Here is a 16,713-nt window from a genome sequence, read left to right as displayed (position 1 = left end):
TGTTTCGAGCGCAAGATTGCGCGTGCTGAGCCGCTCTTCGAACGCGTCGGTAGCGGCCTCGACGATGCCTGCCGCATCCACCGGCACCTTTTCGAACGACAACGCGCCGATGTCGGCGAGCGACAATTCATACAGGTCGTCGATCAACTGGCTCAGCATGGCCACCTCGGTCTGCAGCGACGACAACGACGCGCGGTCGGGATGGCGCACGCCGTCCTCGAGCGCTTCGAGTTCACCCCGCAGCACGGCAAGCGGCGTGCGCAATTCGTGCGAGATATCGGCGATGAAATTGCGGCGCGAGGTCTCCGCCGTTTGCAGCGATACGGCGAGCTGGTTGAAGTCCTTGGCCAGCTGGTTGAATTCGTCGCCGCTGCCTTCTGGAACGCGGGTCGCGTAGTCGCCGCTGGCGAGCCGGTGGGTCGCCTCGACGAGACGCCGGATCGGGGCGAGGAAAATCCTCGCCAGCACCATCGCCACGCCTGCGGCCAGCACCGCTGCCAACGCCACGATGATCCACGTTGCCCTTAGCTGCCGGACCTGGAACTGGCGGTCCGCTGCATAGAAGATGTTTTCGGGCGACTCGATCGAAAGCCAGCCGACCACCTGACCCGAAACCTTCAACGGTTCCAGCGGCGAGCCGGGAGGCGGCAACGGCCCGTTGCTGACAATGCGACGCTTGTTCACGTCGTACAGCGCGCGGGGAGGAAGCGGTCCGGGTCTGCGGGAGGCGGGCTGCGTCGAGCCGGCCGCTGCCGTGGCTTGCGAGGCCGCGGCGGGCCCTTCGGGCCGGTTCGCCACAGCGGCGTTCGGTGCAGGGCTGGCGAACTGAGGTCCCCCCGGCGCGTCCGGGCCGTTGCTGCGGCCTGGCTGGTCGGGCATATCCGGTGGCGGGCCGGGAGGCTCACCTGGCGGGCCCATGTCGTCGCCCGGACCACCCGGGCCGCCTGGGCCACCGGGACCGCCCGGACCTCCAGGGCCACCCGGGCCATCGGGATTTCCCGACCCCCACGGCATCGACCTTGACGTGCCGGCGCTCGAATTCTCGACAAACTTCATCCACGCCGAGCGGTCGTTTACCAGAAAGTCCCAGCTGCCGTGCTGTGCATAGGCGTCTTCGAGAGCCTTCTCCAGCTGGTTGGCGCTGCTGGTGTTGCGCTGACCGACGTAATCGAAAAAGCCGTTTTCAAAGCTCACGCGCATGGCCGCGCCCATCGCGACTGCAATCGCAATGCATGAGGTGGCGATAGCCAGAAACAGCTTGGACGTGATGCCTATTTTCATTTGGATTTCCTGCCGCCACGCCTTTGCGTGGCCGCCTGTCCCGGGTGAGCGCCGGGTTTTGCCGCAGCGCGTATACCCATTGGAAGCGGCGTATGTTGCCCGATTTTCGCATCCGCGGGCACCCGTCAAAGCTCATGTCGGGTGTTCTTCACAGTTTCTCCTTGGTTTCCCCATTTTGGGTGCGCATTTGGTCCCTACTATGGCGTCATGGTTGCTCCGGTAACCGTTCTGACCGCCAGGCCCAGCTGCGAGGCCGAAGCGGAGGTCACCGGATTATTCTTCACAGCAGTCTAGAGGTGTTCGAACGTCATGAACATGCGGCTTCTTGTTGTTGAGCCAGACCAGGCGGTACGCGATGAACTGCGTGCCCATTTTCACCGTGAACAGATCGAAATGTCGGTGCTATACAACGCGACCTTCCTGGTTCGCCGCGTCGAGCAGGAATTGCCGACCGCCATCGTGATGCGCGCCGAACTGCCTGTCTCCGAGGCCCATGCGGCGCTGCGGCGTTTGCGCGCCGCGGGTTACGACATGCCGGTCGTCATGATCAGCAAGTCGGCGGACGTGATCGACAAGATCATCGCATTCGAACTGGGTGCTGACGATTACCTGGTGGAGCCGTTCGATGTTCGTGAGCTGACGGTGCGTCTGCGTACGGTCGTGCGTCGCCGGGCATCGGTGGTGTATGCCGCGCCTGAGATCCGCGAGCGCTACTCGTTCGGCGACTGGCAGATCGACTTCGCAACGCGGCGCCTGATCAAGGACGACGAAGAGGTCGACCTGCGCTCGAGCGAATTCGCCTTGCTCAAGGTCTTCGCCGTGAATCCGCTGAAGATCATGTCGCGCCCGAGCCTGATTGCCCTGCTTGGCATGCGCGACACCGGGCAGACGGAGCGTGGCCTGGATGTACTGGTATTCCGCCTACGTTCGGTTATCGAGCCTGACGTTGGGAGTCCGCAATACATTCAGACCGTGCGCGGCCGCGGCTATATTTTTGTGCCCTGCGGCGATACGGGTAAGGGCAGCGAGGCCCGTGACGCACGTTCGAGCCGCATCAAGACTCCGCGCATACCGGCCAGCACGGAGCATGCGCAAATGCATGAAGCGTGGGCATAAAACGGCTTGGGGCGGGGCTGCGCGCAGTCTGCGCATCTCACGTGCCCCACGGGTTCTGTGGCGTGATCACGGTTGCGTGCCCTGCTTCGCCGGAGCCGTCGACGCACGCCTGATCAGCACAGGATCGGACGTGCGAATCATGTTTGGCACGCCGCGTACGCCCGAGCCGAGCCTGATCAGCAGCTCGACGCCTTGCTCGGCCATCTCGGCCGTCGGAATGGCAACAGTCGTGAGCGCCGGCCGGGACTGACTGGCCATTTCGATGTTGGTGATGCTGACGATCGACACATCCTCAGGCACGCGCAGGCCGAGCGCCGCCACCGCGTTGAGCGCGCCGAGCGCCATCAGGTCGTTCGAGATGAAAAGCGCCGTCAGGTCCGGGCGGGCGCTAAGCAGGTCGGTGGCGGAGTCGAAGCCGCCCTGGTACGTATCCGTCACGAAGCGCGCGTCAGCCTGCACGTGTTTGACTTTCTGCAAGCGCAGCGCGTCGCGGAAACCCTCATACCGACCGCCGTGGATGCCGTTTTTTGCGCTGCCGATCAGCGCGCCGATACGGCGATGCCCAAGTTCCAGCAGGTGTTCGGTGGCGATCGATCCGGCCTTGTGCGAATCGAAAGCGACACAAGGAACACCGGGCGGCTCATCGGGAAACTCCCAGATCGATATCACCACCGGCGTGCCGGTTGCCTGGATGGCCTGCAGTTCTTCGATGCGCAGATCGCCGTTGTTTGCCACGAGGATACCGTCCGACAACGAGCCCGCCACGTCGGCTAGAAATCCCGTGCCGCCATCCGGCTCATAGTCAGTATTGCAAACCAGTAGAAAGCGCCCGTGCCGGCGTGCTGCATTGTTGGCCTGTAAGGTGAATTCCGGATAAAACGGATTGGTGATGCAACCGAGCATGAGAGCAAGCGTCGGCGCGCGACGTTCGACCAGCGCTCGCGCGTTCAGATTGGGCCGGTAGCCTTTGGCTTCCACCGCGTCCAGCACGCGTTGCCGCGTTTCGGTTCCGACGCGTCCGCGGCCACGAAGCACATTCGAGACCGTGGTTGGCGTGACACCCGCCAGTTCGGCTACCTCCTTGATCGTCGCCATCAAGCCTTCCCGCCTCGACATTTTCCCCCCTTAAGCCTTGCCATCCACGCGCCTGTACAGGCGTAAATATCATCGCAGACGCCGATCTTACCAACCCGCACAGGAAGCCGTTAATTTTTCGTGCGCCGAAAAAGCACAGAAAAAAAACTTGCCAAGCGTATCCCGCGCTGCTAACTTTCATCTTCACATAGACGTTGCTCGACCTCCTGAACGGCCGCTGGCCGTATTTTTCGGTTGGTTTGGTTTAACGTTAAACCAAATGGGTTGGAGACACAATGGCAGCCATTTCCCTGCGGGGCGTTTCGAAGCAATTCGACGGCAACGCGCCGGTGCTTCGGGACGTCGATCTCGACATTGCACAAGACGAGTTTTGCGTGTTTCTGGGTCCCTCAGGCTGCGGCAAGTCGACCCTTCTGCGCATCATCGCGGGTCTTGAAGACCCAAGCGGCGGCGAGATTTCGATCGGCGGGCGGGTGGTCAATACGGTGCCGCCCGCGAAGCGCGGCGTCGCCATGGTGTTTCAGAGCTATGCGCTGTTCCCGCACATGACGGTGGCGGAGAACATGAGCTTTGGCCTCAAGCTCGCAAGGCTGCCGGCCGCACAGGTAGACAGCAAGGTCAAGGAGGCCGCGAGGATCCTGCAGCTCGAGTCGTTGCTCGATCGCAAGCCGGCCGCGCTGTCTGGCGGACAACGTCAGCGTGTCGCGATTGGACGCGCGATTGTCCGCGAGCCGGGCGTGTTCCTGTTCGACGAACCGCTGTCGAACCTCGATGCCACGCTGCGCGGGCAGACGAGAGTGGAAATTGCGCGCATTCATCGCCGCTTCAGCGCGGCAAGCACGGTCTACGTCACGCACGACCAGGTTGAGGCGATGACGTTGGCCGACAAGATCGTGCTCCTCAACGTCAGCCGCGACTCAGCCGGCACGGGCAGCATCGCGCAGATCGGCAAACCGATGGACCTGTATTTGCGGCCCAATAGCCGTTTTGTGGCCGGTTTCATCGGCTCGCCGCAGATGAATTTTCTTCCGGCCCGCGTTAGCCAGCTGGATGGCGCGAACGCCATCGTCGCTCTCAACAGTACCGGGGAAACCGTCCGCGTGGGCAATGTCACGCGCCGGCTGGAACCGGGGCAGGCCGTGACGCTCGGTGTGCGGCCCGAACACGTTTCGGCTTCCCAGACCGGGCCGGCCGGCATCGATAGCGGCCGTGCGGCGACGCTGACGCGCGCGGTGTCGCTGATCGAGCGGCTTGGCGAGCAGAGCTATCTGCATTGCAACGACCCTGACGGCTCGACGCTTCTCGTCAAGGTCCAGGGCAATACACCGGTCCGCCCGGGCGAGACGGTTCGCCTCGCCATCGACCCCATGTCATGCCATCTGTTCGACGAGCACGGCGTGGCCGTTTGAGCTGCATAACAAATACCCAGGAGACGAAAATGAAACATGGCTTCCGCCTGTCGCTACTCGGCGCGGCGCTGGTTTTTGCCGCACAGGTCCACGCGGGCACACTGACGGTCAATATTGCGTTCAAGGGCGCGAATCAACGCGCCTTCTGGGACACGGCGATTGCCGAGTTCCAGAAGGCCAATCCCGACGTCACCGTGAAGGCCGCGTATATCGAGGAGGAGGCCTACAAGGTCCAGCTTCCCGGCTGGCTGATTTCGGAGGCACCCGATATCGTCAAGTGGCATGAGGGTGAACGGATGCGTTACTACGCCAAACGTGGCTTGCTGGACGACATGTCGGGCGACTGGCAGAAGAATGGCTGGAACACGACTCTGGCCTCGCTGAAAGAACCTTCGTCGTACGAAGGCAAGCAGTACGCGTTGCCGACCGACTACTTCTCGTGGGGCGTGTTCTACCGCAAGGATCTGTTCGACAAGGTGGGCATCAAAGGCGAGCCCAAGACGTGGGACGAATTCCTCGACGACTGCAAGAAGCTCAAGGCAGCGGGGATTGCGCCGATCGTAGTGGGCGGCCGCGATGCATGGCCGCTCGCCGCGTGGTTCGATTACATCGATCTGCGTCTGAACGGCTACGCGTTCCACATGCAGCTAATGGACGGCAAGATTCCCTACACCGATGCGCGCGTCAAGAAAGTCTATGAAACGTGGAAGATGCTGATCGACAACAAGTACTTCGTCGACAATCCGCTCTCCTACACGCTCGACTCGTCCCAGCCACTGCTGATACAGGGCCAGGCTGCGATGATGCTGATGGGCAGCTTCATTGCCGGCGGGTTGCCCGATGCCATCAAACCCAAGGTCGGCTACTTCCAGTTCCCCGTGATGGATCCCAGGATCACGGTGGCGGAAGACGGTTCGGCAGATTGCCTGAACATTCCGTCCAAGGCGAAGAACAAGGTCGATGCGCGCCGCTTCCTTGCCTTTATGTCGACACCCGCCATGGACACCCGCTGGGCCAAGGCGTTCGGGTCGCTGCCGGCGAATAACCAGGCGAGCGTTGCCGACGATCCGTTCACGAAGACGGGCTTTGCCATTCTGTCCAACACCAAGGGCGGCATTGCGCAGTTCTACGATCGGGACATGACCAAGGAAATGGCCGACGAGGGGATGAAGGGCATGCAGCGCTTCGTCAGCGATCCGTCGACGCTCGATCAGGTGCTCGCACATCTCGAGGAAACGCGTCAGCGCATCTACAAGCAATGAGTTTGCGCAGCGCAGGCGGCCTGAACCTGCGCTGCGGCGAAACGCTTTCAACGAATGCAATGCGCGCCTGAGCGCGCTTTAGCGAGCCGAATCATGTCTGTATCCAACGTTGCGTCGCCGCTCGCGCGGCGACGTCGCCGTGCTGCGCTGTTGTTTCTGACACCAGCGTGCCTGATGTTCACGGCGTACGTCATCTATCCGATCCTGCGCAGCATCATGCTGAGCTTTTATAACTGGGACGGGGTGAGCCCAGCCACGTTCGCCGGATTCGCCAACTACCTCGAGCTGTTTCACTCGGATACCTTCTACACCGCACTCAAAAATAACGTGCTGTGGCTGGTGCTGACGTTGCTCGCACCGCCGGCCGGGCTCGCCTTCGCGCTGTATCTGAATCAGACGGTGCGTGGTATCCGGCTTGCAAAGTCGCTGTTTTTCGCGCCCTTTGTGATCCCCGGCGTGGTGGTGGGGCTGGTGTTCAGCTGGTTCTACGATCCTGCCTTCGGTTTGCTGAAGCTGATCGTGGGGCACGGCATTCCGGTGCTGGGCAACGAACATATGGCGACGTTCGGCATCATCGTCGCGGCGCTGTGGGTGCAGATTCCCTTTTGCATGATTCTCTTCCTCACTGGCCTCACGGGCATCAACCCGGAAGTGATCGAAGCAGGGCGCCTCGAGGGCGCCCGCGGCCTGAGCCTGCTCTGGCACGTGGTGCTGCCGCAATTGCGGCCCGCTACCTTCATGGCGGTCACGCTGACCGTCATCGGCGCGTTGCGCAGCTTCGACCTGATCTCCGTGATGACGGGTGGCGGACCGTTCGATAGCTCAACTGTGCTCGCGTATTTCATGTACGACCAGGCCATCAAGTATTTCCGCTACGGCTATTCGGCGGCGATCGCAGTCGTGCTGTTCCTGATCATGCTGGTTTTCATCGCCTATCAATTGCGCCGCCTGTTGCGTTCGGATCACTGATTCACGGAGCGTCTATGTATCCCTTGCCGATTTCTCACTGGAAGCCCGCCAGTCGCGCGTTTTACAGGTTTTCGCTGCCCGTTGCTCTGGCTGTGTGGCTGTTGCCTCTGCTCGCCGTACTGGTCACGTCCATTCGCTCTTCGGACGAACTGATGCAAGGCAATTATTGGGGCTGGCCGCATCAATTCGCAGCACTGACGAACTATCGAACGGTACTGGTCGACTCGCCGATGCTGCACTATGCGTGGAACAGCTGTCTCATCACGTTCCCGTCGGTCATCGGCGCGATCGTGCTGTCCGCCATGGCGGGTTTCGCGCTGGCGACCTATCCGTTCAAGGGCAATGCGGCTGTGCTTGCCACCTTCGTGGCCGGCAACTTCGTACCGATCCAGGTGTTGATGATTCCAGTTCGCGATCTGACCTTGAAGCTCGGTCTGTTCAATTCGGTTGGCGGCCTGATCCTGTTCCATCTCTCGTTCCAGACCGGTTTCTGTACGCTCTTCCTGCGCAACTTCATCAAGGAATTGCCCTACGAGCTCGTGGAGGCTGCGCGCGTGGAGGGGGCGAACGAATGGCAGCTGTTCTACCGCATCGTGCTGCCGCTGATTCGTCCCGCGCTGGCCGCGCTTGCCGTGCTCGTGTTTACCTTTGTCTGGAATGACTATTTCTGGGCGCTCTGTCTTACCGAGGGCGATCACGCGGCACCGTTGACGGTCGGTGTTGCCGCCTTGCAGGGGCAGTGGACCACCGCATGGAACCTGGTCTCTGCAGGTTCACTACTGGCCGCATTGCCCTCGGTGCTGATCTTCTTCGCAATGCAAAGACATTTTGTAGCAGGCCTGACATTCGGCGCAACGAAGGGCTGAGTCTTGCCGGTTTCGTGCCGGGGCTGCGACACCCGGTGTCCATTCTCTACATTCAGGAAAATTTTATGAAGGTCGGTGTCGACTATTACCCCGAGCATTGGGATTCGGGCGTTTGGGAGGACGATGCTCAGCGTATGCAAGCCGCGGGGATCACGTTGGTGCGGCTCGCGGAATTCGCATGGTCGCGTCTCGAACCGCAGGAAGGCCAGTTCAACTTCGGCTGGCTCGATGAAGCAATCGGGACGCTGGCGCGTCACGGGATTGAAGTGGTGATTGGTACGCCGACGGCAACGCCGCCAAACTGGCTCGTCGCAAAGTGCCCCGACATCTTGCCGTTGAACAGCCAACTGCAGCCCATCTACCCGGGCGTGCGCCTGCATCGCTGCTACAACAGCCCGTCGCTGCGCCGGTACACCGAGATCATCGTCGAAAAGCTGGCACGGCACTACGGCAAGAACCCGCACGTGATTGGCTGGCAGACCGACAACGAGATGATCGGCAACGACAGTCACAGCGACGCGGCGAACAGCGACTTCCGGCTCTGGGTGCAGCGCAAATACGGCGATCTCGACACGCTTAACCGTGAGTGGGGAACGGTGGTCTGGAGCGGCGAATATAGCGAGTGGTCGCAGATTACGACACCTCTGGGCGGCTCGCCGTACCTGAACCCGTCGTACCTGCTCGACTATCGACGCTTCTGCTCGGATTCCGTTGCCGACTTCAACTGCTTCCAAGCGGGCGTGATTCGCGCCCACTGCGGCGGGCAGTTCGTTACGCACAATCTGTGGGGTTATCCGGTCATCAACGACTACTACGATCTGTTCGACAGCATGGATTTCGCGTCGGTGGACTACTATCCGAGCACCGACCTCGCCAATGACAGCAAATCGCGCGTCTATCACGGCGCGCTGACACACGACCTCACGCGCGGCATCAAGCAGAAGAACTTCTGGGTGATGGAGCAGTTGAGCGGGACGCCAGGCTGCTGGCATCCGATGTCGCGCACACCGTATCCCGGCATGATCCGCGCGCACGCCTGGCAAAGCGTTTCGCGCGGCGCGGACGCCGTGGTCCAGTTTCGCTGGCGCACCGCGCGCGTCGGCGCCGAACAGTTCTGGCATGGATTGCATGACCACCACGGCGAGCCGGGGCGGCGGTTTGAAGAGTTCGTCCGCTTCAGCGAGGAAGTCCGGCATGTCGCGCCGTTGCTGGAAGGTACGAACGTCGTCAACGATGTCGCCATGCTGTTTTCGCACGAGCAACTGAATGCGTTGAAGATCCAGCCGCAGGCGGACGGATTCGATTATCTGGACAATTTCAAGCAGATTCACCAGGCCTTCGTGCGGTTGGGAATCGGCACGGATGTCATCAACTGGACTGCTGCGATCAGCCCGTATCGTCTGGTCGTCGCGCCATTTCTGTTCCTTGAAAATGACGCCGTGGTGGAGAAGTTGCGCGAATACGTCGCGCAGGGTGGAACCGTGCTGCTCACCACGCGTAGCGGCGTGAAGAACATGAACAATGTATGCCTCGCGGCGCGCCTGCCCGGGGGATTGAGCGAGATTGCCGGCACCATCGTCGATGAGTACGACCCGGTAGGAAACGATCAGCAAGGCATCCTGTTGCGCGGCAAATCGCAAGCATCCTGTTCGCAGTGGTGCGACATACTCTCGCCGACCACCGCCGAGACGATCGCAACCTATACGACGGAGTTCTTCGCGCAGCGCGCGGCCATTACACGAAATCACTTCGGGCAAGGCGTGGCGTATTACGTCGGCTGCATTCCCGACGACGACGGGTACCGGATCCTGATCGGCGATATTGTGGCGGAACTGGGACTTAACGCTGTCGACGATCTGCCCTCGGGGGTGGAGTTGTCGATTCGCTCGGGCGACGGTCGGCGGCTGTTGTTCGTGCTCAACCTGTCGAAGGAGGCGGCGCAGGTCGAGCTTGCCGTGCCGGTTGTTCGAAGCGCGTTGACGGATCAGCCTGTGTCCCAGCCACTTGTTCTGGAGCCGATGGGTGTAGAAGTCCTGCTTCTTAAGTAAGGCCTCCGATGGGCGTGGGCGGAGCACACCCACGCCCACGTTCATGTCTGCCGGTGGTCCCTGACGACACCAGCGCATGGATCCCAGGCGTTTCGACACGCGATTTTTTGCCCACCACCTGAGCATTATTTCCTGTCCAGGTTTGCTAAGGATTGCCTGACATAATAATCAGCAAAACTTGACGTCAGATCGTCTCCCCTACCTATTCAGGCGCGCCCGCGTTCCACCGTATACATAGTCATGGCAGGCCACACACGCTGCACGGGCAGCACGCCCGTGCCCTTAAGGGACCACACACACCATGGCGACGAACGCAGGCTCACGGATGGGCGCGCTTCTCGTCCAGCTTGCCGACTTCAGGACTCGCTGCGACGCCCGTGTGCAGAAGTGGCTCGGACGGCCGCGCAGACCTTCAGGCGCGCGCTGGCGGACCGGGCATGAGCACGAACAACTCTTCAGAACGCTGATCGAACACTCGCCCGATTTCATCGCCCGCTACAACCGGCGGCGTGAGGTCGTCTACGCGAACCCAGCGATGCAGCAGATTCCTGGTGGCGGTGGCTTTCGCCTGGCGCCGGCAGCGGAGGTCGGCACGCCGGCCGGACAACTCGACTACGAAGATTGCATTCGCGTGACGCTTCGGGCCGCGTCTGCCCGCGAAGCGGAGTTCCAGTATGACGGGCCCAACGGTGATGTCAGATGGGTGGCAGTCAGGTTCGTCCCCGAACCCGGAGAGCGAGGACAGCCGGAAACCGTGCTGGCAGTGGGACGCGATATCACCGATATCGTCCACTACCGGGAAAAGGTCCGGCAACTGGCATTCTTCGATCCGCTGACGGATCTGCCTAATCGCGCCTGGTTGAAAGATCGTCTGCCGGCGGCACTGGCGTACGCCGACGCCGGCAGACGTCAGATCGGTCTGCTGGTGCTGGACCTCGACAGCTTCAAGGAGGTCAACGACGTACTCGGACACGCATGTGGCGACCAGTTGCTGCGCGCGGTGTCGATGCGTCTCCTGCAAGGCAAGCGCGGCGACGACGCGGTCGTGCGGCTGGGCGGCGACGAGTTCGCGATCCTTGCGCCGGTGCACGATGACGATCTGGATCTGGCCATCATCGCGAGCCGGATCTTGATGGCCCTGGCGGAGCCGGTGGTGATCGACGGCAACGAGGTCTTCATGACGGGCAGCATCGGCATCAGCCGCTATCCGCGTGACGGCAGCGATGCCGCGACGCTGCTTCGCTACGCCGATTCCGCCATGTATGCCGCCAAGCGGATTGGCGGCAACCAGTTCTGTTTTCACGATCCTGCCACGACGCGAGCGGCCGTCGAGCGTATGGAGCTGGGCATGGCGCTGCACGGCGCGGCCCACGCGGGCGAGCTGGTGCTGCTGTACCAGCCTATCGTCGGTCTGGGCGACGCGGGCCTCGTCGGCGCGGAAGCGCTGCTGCGCTGGAATCATCCCGGGCGAGGCCTGTTGACCCCGGACATCTTTATCAAGGTAGCGGAAGATAACGGCACGATTGTCGAGATCGGCGACTGGGTGCTCGCCGCGGCCTGTGAAGCCGTGGTCCGCTGGAACGCCGGACGTGCCGTGCCGATGCGCATCTCCGTCAACGTCTCGGGGCGGCAGTTCGTCATGAACGACCTTGCTCGCAGTGTGCAGGCGGCGCTGGCGGCGAGCGGCTGTGCGCCGCAGTGGCTGACGCTGGAAATCACCGAAAGCCTGTTGCTGGAAAACGATCAGAACGTAGGTCGCACGCTCGACGAGCTGAACGAAATGGGCGTGGCGATCGCGATCGACGATTTCGGCACCGGCTACTCGGCCATCAGTTATCTCGGACACTTCCCGATCAGCACGCTCAAAATCGACCGCTCGTTTGTGCGCGACATCGACGCTCGCGGCAAGAATCTCGCGTTAGTCAAAGCGATGATTTCGATGGCGGAGTCGCTTGGGCTGGATGTCGTCGCTGAAGGCGTGGAAACTCAGCAGCAGGCCGATGTGCTTGCCTCGCTGGAGTGCCACAGGGCGCAGGGTTATCTGTTCGGCAGACCGATGCCCGAAGTGCAATTCGTCGCCTACGCGCAGTCCGGGAAGGTGGTTTAGGACGCGCTGGGCGCTTCGTCCATGGCGTCGCCGGTGTCGATCATCACGCAGTTGCGGCCCGACAGCTTCGCCGCATACAGCATCTGGTCCGCGCGCTTGAGCAGTGCCGTCACACCTGATTCGTCCGGGTCCGCAGAAACGGCAATGCCGAAGCTGGCGGTAATCGAGCAGCTGGTATCTGTCCCAGTGGGCACCCGCGTCTCTGCGATCCGCTTGCGCAGACGTTGTGCGAGATCGAGTACATGCGCGGCATTGTCGACGCGCACCAGCACGGCGAATTCCTCGCCGCCGATGCGCGCGACAATATCGGAGTCCTGCCAATGCTCGCGGCAGAGGCTAGCGATTATCCGCAACGCGTCATCTCCGACGGTATGGCCATACGTGTCGTTGATTCGCTTGAAATGATCGACGTCGAACATGACGAGTGCGACCTGCTGCCTGGAACTCCTGACTTCCTCGAACAATGCGCGAGCATGGTTTTCGAAAGCACGGCGGTTGAGGAGATGTGTCAACGGATCGGTTTGTGCGAGGTTGGCCAGCTCCGCAATCAGATACATGCGTTCCTGCTCGAGGCGGATACGTTCGGCGCTGCTTTTCTTGAGAACGCGCATGGCATCGAACATGCCGCGGATTTCCCGGCGGCCGGACACCCGCGGGATGTCCGCGGTCAGATCGTCGCGCGCCAACGCATCAATGATGCGGGTCGCCTTGACGAACGGGCCGATGACGTGACGCCTGAAACCCACGGCAATCGTAATCAGCAACGCGAGCAGCAGAACCTCGGCGAAACCGGTGCCGATGAGTACCAGCAATGCATCGCTGCGGTTGTGGCTCAGTTCGTCGTGGGCCAGCGCGATCACATTGTCGCGAAAGCCGGTAATCGCCTGCATGGTGGGGACGTACTGCTGCGCAAACTGAGCGGTGGAAATGCCCGCGCCGCCCGGCCGGGCGGCGAGCGCGCGCACACTGGCGACGTAGCCCAGACCGTTGCCGAAGTACTGGTCGGTCATGCGGGCGAGCCCTTGCGGATCTGCGGCAGCCAGACTGGGTGTTCGGGCGTCGAGCAGCGCCCGCAATTGCTCGATGCGTCCCCGCGTGCGTTCGATGCCGAGTTGTTCGTCCCCGGTAAGAGGTCTGCGCAGGGTGAGGGCACTCGTGAAGTGCGAGCCCAGTTGTCCGGCCTGCTCGCGCAGATCCGCGGTCAGGCGCCCGACGAGCATGCAGTTGAGTGCATTCGGGTCGCCCTTGATCGCCGTTGCCGTATTGATCGTCACGATGGGCATGAACTCGGGGATGATCGCGATCATGCTGTTGACGGCGCCTTGCAACGCGTGGTCGTCGCGCTGCGGCCGGGCGAGGCGGGCAAGCCGGTCGACGTTCGATCGCGCGGCGGCCAGGTCGGTCTGCAGGTCGCTCACGATGGTGAGCTCGGCGGCGCAGCGCAAGCAATGTTTGCGGCGCAGCGAATCGGCCAGCAAGGTGACCTGAATGTCGCTGGCGCGGCGTGCCTTCTGTAGCGCGGCCATGCGTGCCGCTGGAATCGGCAGATCCTCGCCTAGCACCCCATTGCTCGGTCCCCGCTCTGCGGAGACCTTCTCCATGGCGAGCAGGGCGAGGCGGTACGACTGGAAGCTGTGCAGCGCCTCGTCGGCCGCCGCGTAGGTGGACCACTCATAGGCGAGCAGCCAGCAGGACAACGCCAGCACCGGAACGAAGACGACAGCCATCTGGATGCCGAAGCGTCGGTCTATCGACATCGAAGGGAGAGCGGTACGTATCATCGTAGGTTCGGCGAATTGGGCCGGGGCCGTGACCCACTAGCTTGCACGTACCGCTTACGCAGGTAATGCCGGTTACGCAGGGCCCCTCCTGCGTAGTTAACGGCAACCGGGGCCCTTCACTTTACCGATGATTGTGCCTAGGCAGCATCAATCGATGCCGTGAAACACCGCATCGTCCGGGCCGAGATACACCGGCGGACGCCATGCGGCGTCGCGCATCGAGTGCTGCACGAGCTTTTCAACGCCCAGCAGCACCGCGAAAATCGCCATCCGGACCGGAATGCCGTTGTCGGTCTGGCGGAAAATCGCCAGACGCGAATCGTGGTTCAGATCGGTGCTCAGGTCGTTCGCGCCAGGGCGGCTGTCGCGCGGCAGCGGGTGCATGATCAGCGTATCGAGCCCGCACACGCTGTCCACCAGCGCCTGATTGATCTGGAAGTCCGGCGTGTAGCCTTCGAACGATTCGTCGGCGAAACGCTCTTTCTGGATGCGCGTGGCGTACACGACGTCGGCGCCGCGCAGGCCCGCGTTCAGATCGTGGGTCTGCTCGATCACGTGATCGTTGCGCGAGATCTGTTCGACGATATAGCTCGGCATTTCCAGCGACGGCGGCGAGATCAGCGTGAACTTGATGCCGCGGTACAGCGCCAGCAGCTTGACGAGCGAGTGCACCGTGCGCCCGTATTTGAGGTCGCCGACGAGCGCGATGTGCGAGCCGTCGACAATCTTGCCCAGGCGCGAGAACTCGCGCTGGATCGTGTACAGGTCGAGCAGCGCCTGGCTCGGGTGCTCGCCGGGGCCGTCGCCGCCGTTGATCACCGGCACATTGGTGGCGCGCGCGAATTCGGCCACGGAGCCTTGCTCCGGATGGCGGATCACCAGCGCGTCGACGTAGCCGCTCATCACGCGGCTCGTGTCGTAGATCGACTCGCCCTTGGCCATCGACGAGAACGTAAAACCCGTGGTGTCACAGACGGAACCGCCGAGCCGGCAGAACGCCGCGCCGAAACTCACGCGCGTGCGGGTGCTGGCTTCGAAGAACAGATTGCCGAGCACCGCGCCTTCCAGCACGCGGGAGATTTCGCGGCGCCGGGCGATGGGCTGCATGATGTCCGCGACCCGGAAGAGGGCCTCGACCGAGTCGCGCGAGAACTGATCGACCGATAGCAGTTGCGGCTTGCCTTCGAACAGCATCTGGCTGGCGAGCGATTGGGAGTCTACGCTTTGCGTATAGCTTTCACCCGGTTCGCCGTGCACGACGATTTCCGACACGAAACGCTCGACGATCTCGGGCATGGCCCGCGATTCCTGCGAATCGTCCGGCAGCAGCCACGTGTCCAAAGCCCGGCGAGACACGCCGATGCGGCTCGCGAAGGTGTCGCGGGTCATGTTCATGCGGCGCATGGCGTCGCGGAGGAAGGCTTGTTGCGGGACGCTCATGCCGGTCACCTTTGGGTTGGGTTGATGTACGCGGTGCGTATATTAGAACGACGGCATGAGAAGTCAAGGAATTTTGGTTCCAGTGTTACACTGCGGGGCATGGAAACCGGCCACATGCTCCGCTCAACCGCAACCCGCCTCGCGCTCGCGAGCGTGGCGTCTGCCTGCGCGGCCGCTAGCGCCAAAGCCAAAAAACAGCTGCTCATCTGACCGGAGCCTGCTGTTCCGTCAGATGTGCGACGGAACAGTCACCAGGGCCCGCGTTTTATTTCCCCGCTTTTGACCCCCTCGCCACGCTGAACGGAATCGATACGGTCGCGTTCGAGGTTAAGTCATGTCTATCTTTTCGGGTATCTGGGTTCCTGTCATTACGCCGTTCGCCGACGGCGCTGTCGATCACGGCGCGCTGCGGCGCCTGGTGCGTTTCTATGCAGAGGCAGGCGTAGCAGGGCTGGTTGCGCTCGGTACCACCGGCGAGCCGGCAGCGCTCGAAACCGCCGAGCAGGATGCGGTGCTGGCGACCATCCTTGCGGAAGCCCGCGCGCTGCCGGTGCTGGCCGGCGTGGCCGGCAATCACACCGCGAGTCTGCGCGCGCGCATCGCACAGTTGAACGATCTGCCGGTCGCGGGCGTGCTGATCTCGGCGCCGTACTACATCCGGCCTTCGCAGGCCGGGTTGATCGAACATTTCACCGGTCTGGCCGATCTCAGCGTCAAGCCGGTGGTCCTCTATGACATTCCGTATCGCACTGGCGTGCGTCTCGAACTTGCGACGCTGTTGACGCTGGCCGCGCATCCGCGGATTCGGGCGGTGAAGGACTGCGCCGGTTCGCTCGACACGACGCTCGCGCTGATTCTCGACGGCCGCCTGCAGGTGCTCGCCGGTGACGACATGAATCTGTTCAATACGCTTTGCCTTGGTGGCAGCGGCGCGATTGCCGCTTCGGCGCATGTGCATCCCGAGCGTTTTGTGGCGTTGTACCGTGCGCTAACGGAGGGCCGTCTCGAAGATGGCCGGGCGATTTTCCACACGCTCGCACCGTTGATCGGGGCACTGTGTTCGGAGCCCAATCCTGGTCCGGTGAAGGCAGCGCTGGCGGCCCAGGGACTGATCCGCGACGAACTGCGCGCGCCGATGACACGGGCCTCGGAAGCACTGCGCGAGCGATTGCGGCAACTGGTCGATGCGTGAGCGCAAGCTTGCGTGATTGCTGAGGCATCCGAATTTGAGATGATGCTCGACGATGAGAGGGGATAATTTGCGCCCTTGTCTTTCATCCCACGTCGGTCGTCGTCCGACTCATGCTGCATGCCGGTTAGCCTCTTCGCTGTCATTGTT

12 protein-coding genes are annotated in these 16,713 nt (G+C 62.2%); 8 read left to right on the top strand and 4 right to left on the bottom strand.

The window, feature by feature from the left end; translation table 11 throughout:
* A partial coding sequence (locus BUS06_RS37075; RefSeq protein WP_074269198.1) for a HAMP domain-containing protein occupies positions 1-1,281 on the bottom strand: 1,281 nt, incomplete at its 3' end.
* Positions 1,282-1,590: 309 nt separating this feature from the next.
* On the opposite strand from BUS06_RS37075, the gene BUS06_RS37070 reads away from it, so the two are divergent.
* Positions 1,591-2,397, top strand: a complete 807-nt coding sequence (locus tag BUS06_RS37070) for a winged helix-turn-helix domain-containing protein (protein ID WP_074269197.1) — start codon at positions 1,591-1,593, stop codon at positions 2,395-2,397.
* Positions 2,398-2,463: 66 nt separating this feature from the next.
* On the opposite strand, the gene BUS06_RS37065 is transcribed toward BUS06_RS37070, so the two are convergent.
* On the bottom strand, positions 2,464-3,492 hold the full coding sequence (locus BUS06_RS37065; RefSeq protein ID WP_074269196.1) for a LacI family DNA-binding transcriptional regulator: 1,029 nt from the start codon (positions 3,490-3,492) through the stop codon (positions 2,464-2,466).
* 275 nt (positions 3,493-3,767) lie between these two features.
* Between BUS06_RS37065 and BUS06_RS37060 the strand changes: the two genes are divergently transcribed.
* From BUS06_RS37060 to BUS06_RS37035, 6 genes are all read left to right on the top strand, one after another.
* On the top strand, positions 3,768-4,901 hold the full coding sequence (locus BUS06_RS37060) for an ABC transporter ATP-binding protein (RefSeq protein ID WP_074269195.1): 1,134 nt from the start codon (positions 3,768-3,770) through the stop codon (positions 4,899-4,901).
* A gap of 29 nt (positions 4,902-4,930) precedes the next feature.
* A complete protein-coding gene (locus tag BUS06_RS37055) occupies positions 4,931-6,163 on the top strand; it encodes an ABC transporter substrate-binding protein (protein WP_074269194.1) in 1,233 nt (410 codons plus the stop codon).
* A 93-nt stretch (positions 6,164-6,256) separates the two neighbouring features.
* Positions 6,257-7,132 (top strand): carbohydrate ABC transporter permease, encoded by an 876-nt coding sequence (locus BUS06_RS37050; RefSeq protein WP_074269193.1) that lies wholly within the window; start codon positions 6,257-6,259, stop codon positions 7,130-7,132.
* A gap of 14 nt (positions 7,133-7,146) precedes the next feature.
* Complete coding sequence (locus BUS06_RS37045; protein WP_074269192.1) at positions 7,147-7,998, top strand: carbohydrate ABC transporter permease; 852 nt, start codon at positions 7,147-7,149, stop codon at positions 7,996-7,998.
* Between the two features lie 65 nt (positions 7,999-8,063).
* Positions 8,064-10,046: a beta-galactosidase gene (locus tag BUS06_RS37040; protein ID WP_074269191.1), complete on the top strand. Its 1,983-nt coding sequence runs from the start codon at positions 8,064-8,066 to the stop codon at positions 10,044-10,046.
* A gap of 301 nt (positions 10,047-10,347) precedes the next feature.
* Positions 10,348-12,153 carry a putative bifunctional diguanylate cyclase/phosphodiesterase gene (locus BUS06_RS37035; protein WP_083611763.1) on the top strand — a complete coding sequence of 602 codons (1,806 nt, stop codon included), beginning with the start codon at positions 10,348-10,350 and terminating at the stop codon, positions 12,151-12,153.
* Here the strand turns inward: BUS06_RS37035 and BUS06_RS37030 are convergent.
* Both BUS06_RS37030 and BUS06_RS37025 read right to left on the bottom strand, forming a co-directional pair.
* Entirely contained in the window at positions 12,150-13,934 is a 1,785-nt protein-coding gene (locus tag BUS06_RS37030) for a GGDEF domain-containing protein (protein WP_254369065.1), read from the bottom strand. The genes BUS06_RS37035 and BUS06_RS37030 overlap by 4 nt on opposite strands.
* 147 nt (positions 13,935-14,081) lie before the next feature.
* Positions 14,082-15,374, bottom strand: a complete 1,293-nt coding sequence (locus BUS06_RS37025; protein WP_074269189.1) for an aspartate carbamoyltransferase — start codon at positions 15,372-15,374, stop codon at positions 14,082-14,084.
* Between the two features lie 334 nt (positions 15,375-15,708).
* Between BUS06_RS37025 and dapA the strand changes: the two genes are divergently transcribed.
* Positions 15,709-16,566 carry a 4-hydroxy-tetrahydrodipicolinate synthase gene (gene dapA / locus BUS06_RS37020; protein ID WP_074269188.1) on the top strand — a complete coding sequence of 286 codons (858 nt, stop codon included), beginning with the start codon at positions 15,709-15,711 and terminating at the stop codon, positions 16,564-16,566.
* The last annotated feature ends 147 nt before the right edge of the window (positions 16,567-16,713 follow it).

Source organism: Paraburkholderia phenazinium, assembly GCF_900141745.1.
Taxonomy (GTDB): Bacteria; Pseudomonadota; Gammaproteobacteria; order Burkholderiales; family Burkholderiaceae; genus Paraburkholderia; species Paraburkholderia phenazinium_B.
Note: the sequence above shows the minus strand (reverse complement) of the source record. Positions and strands in the feature narration are given on the sequence as shown.

Excerpts from the sequence above, each read along its gene's own strand:
- BUS06_RS37030 (WP_254369065.1), bottom strand. The coding sequence starts at position 13,934 with ATGATACGTACCGCTCTCCCTTCGATGTCGATAGACCGACGCTTCGGC.
- BUS06_RS37065 (WP_074269196.1), bottom strand. The coding sequence starts at position 3,492 with ATGGCGACGATCAAGGAGGTAGCCGAACTGGCGGGTGTCACGCCAACC.
- dapA (WP_074269188.1), top strand. The coding sequence starts at position 15,709 with ATGTCTATCTTTTCGGGTATCTGGGTTCCTGTCATTACGCCGTTCGCC.
- BUS06_RS37025 (WP_074269189.1), bottom strand. The coding sequence starts at position 15,374 with ATGAGCGTCCCGCAACAAGCCTTCCTCCGCGACGCCATGCGCCGCATG.
- BUS06_RS37040 (WP_074269191.1), top strand. The coding sequence starts at position 8,064 with ATGAAGGTCGGTGTCGACTATTACCCCGAGCATTGGGATTCGGGCGTT.
- BUS06_RS37070 (WP_074269197.1), top strand. The coding sequence starts at position 1,591 with ATGAACATGCGGCTTCTTGTTGTTGAGCCAGACCAGGCGGTACGCGAT.
- BUS06_RS37060 (WP_074269195.1), top strand. The coding sequence starts at position 3,768 with ATGGCAGCCATTTCCCTGCGGGGCGTTTCGAAGCAATTCGACGGCAAC.
- BUS06_RS37050 (WP_074269193.1), top strand. The coding sequence starts at position 6,257 with ATGTCTGTATCCAACGTTGCGTCGCCGCTCGCGCGGCGACGTCGCCGT.
- BUS06_RS37045 (WP_074269192.1), top strand. The coding sequence starts at position 7,147 with ATGTATCCCTTGCCGATTTCTCACTGGAAGCCCGCCAGTCGCGCGTTT.
- BUS06_RS37035 (WP_083611763.1), top strand. The coding sequence starts at position 10,348 with ATGGCGACGAACGCAGGCTCACGGATGGGCGCGCTTCTCGTCCAGCTT.
- BUS06_RS37055 (WP_074269194.1), top strand. The coding sequence starts at position 4,931 with ATGAAACATGGCTTCCGCCTGTCGCTACTCGGCGCGGCGCTGGTTTTT.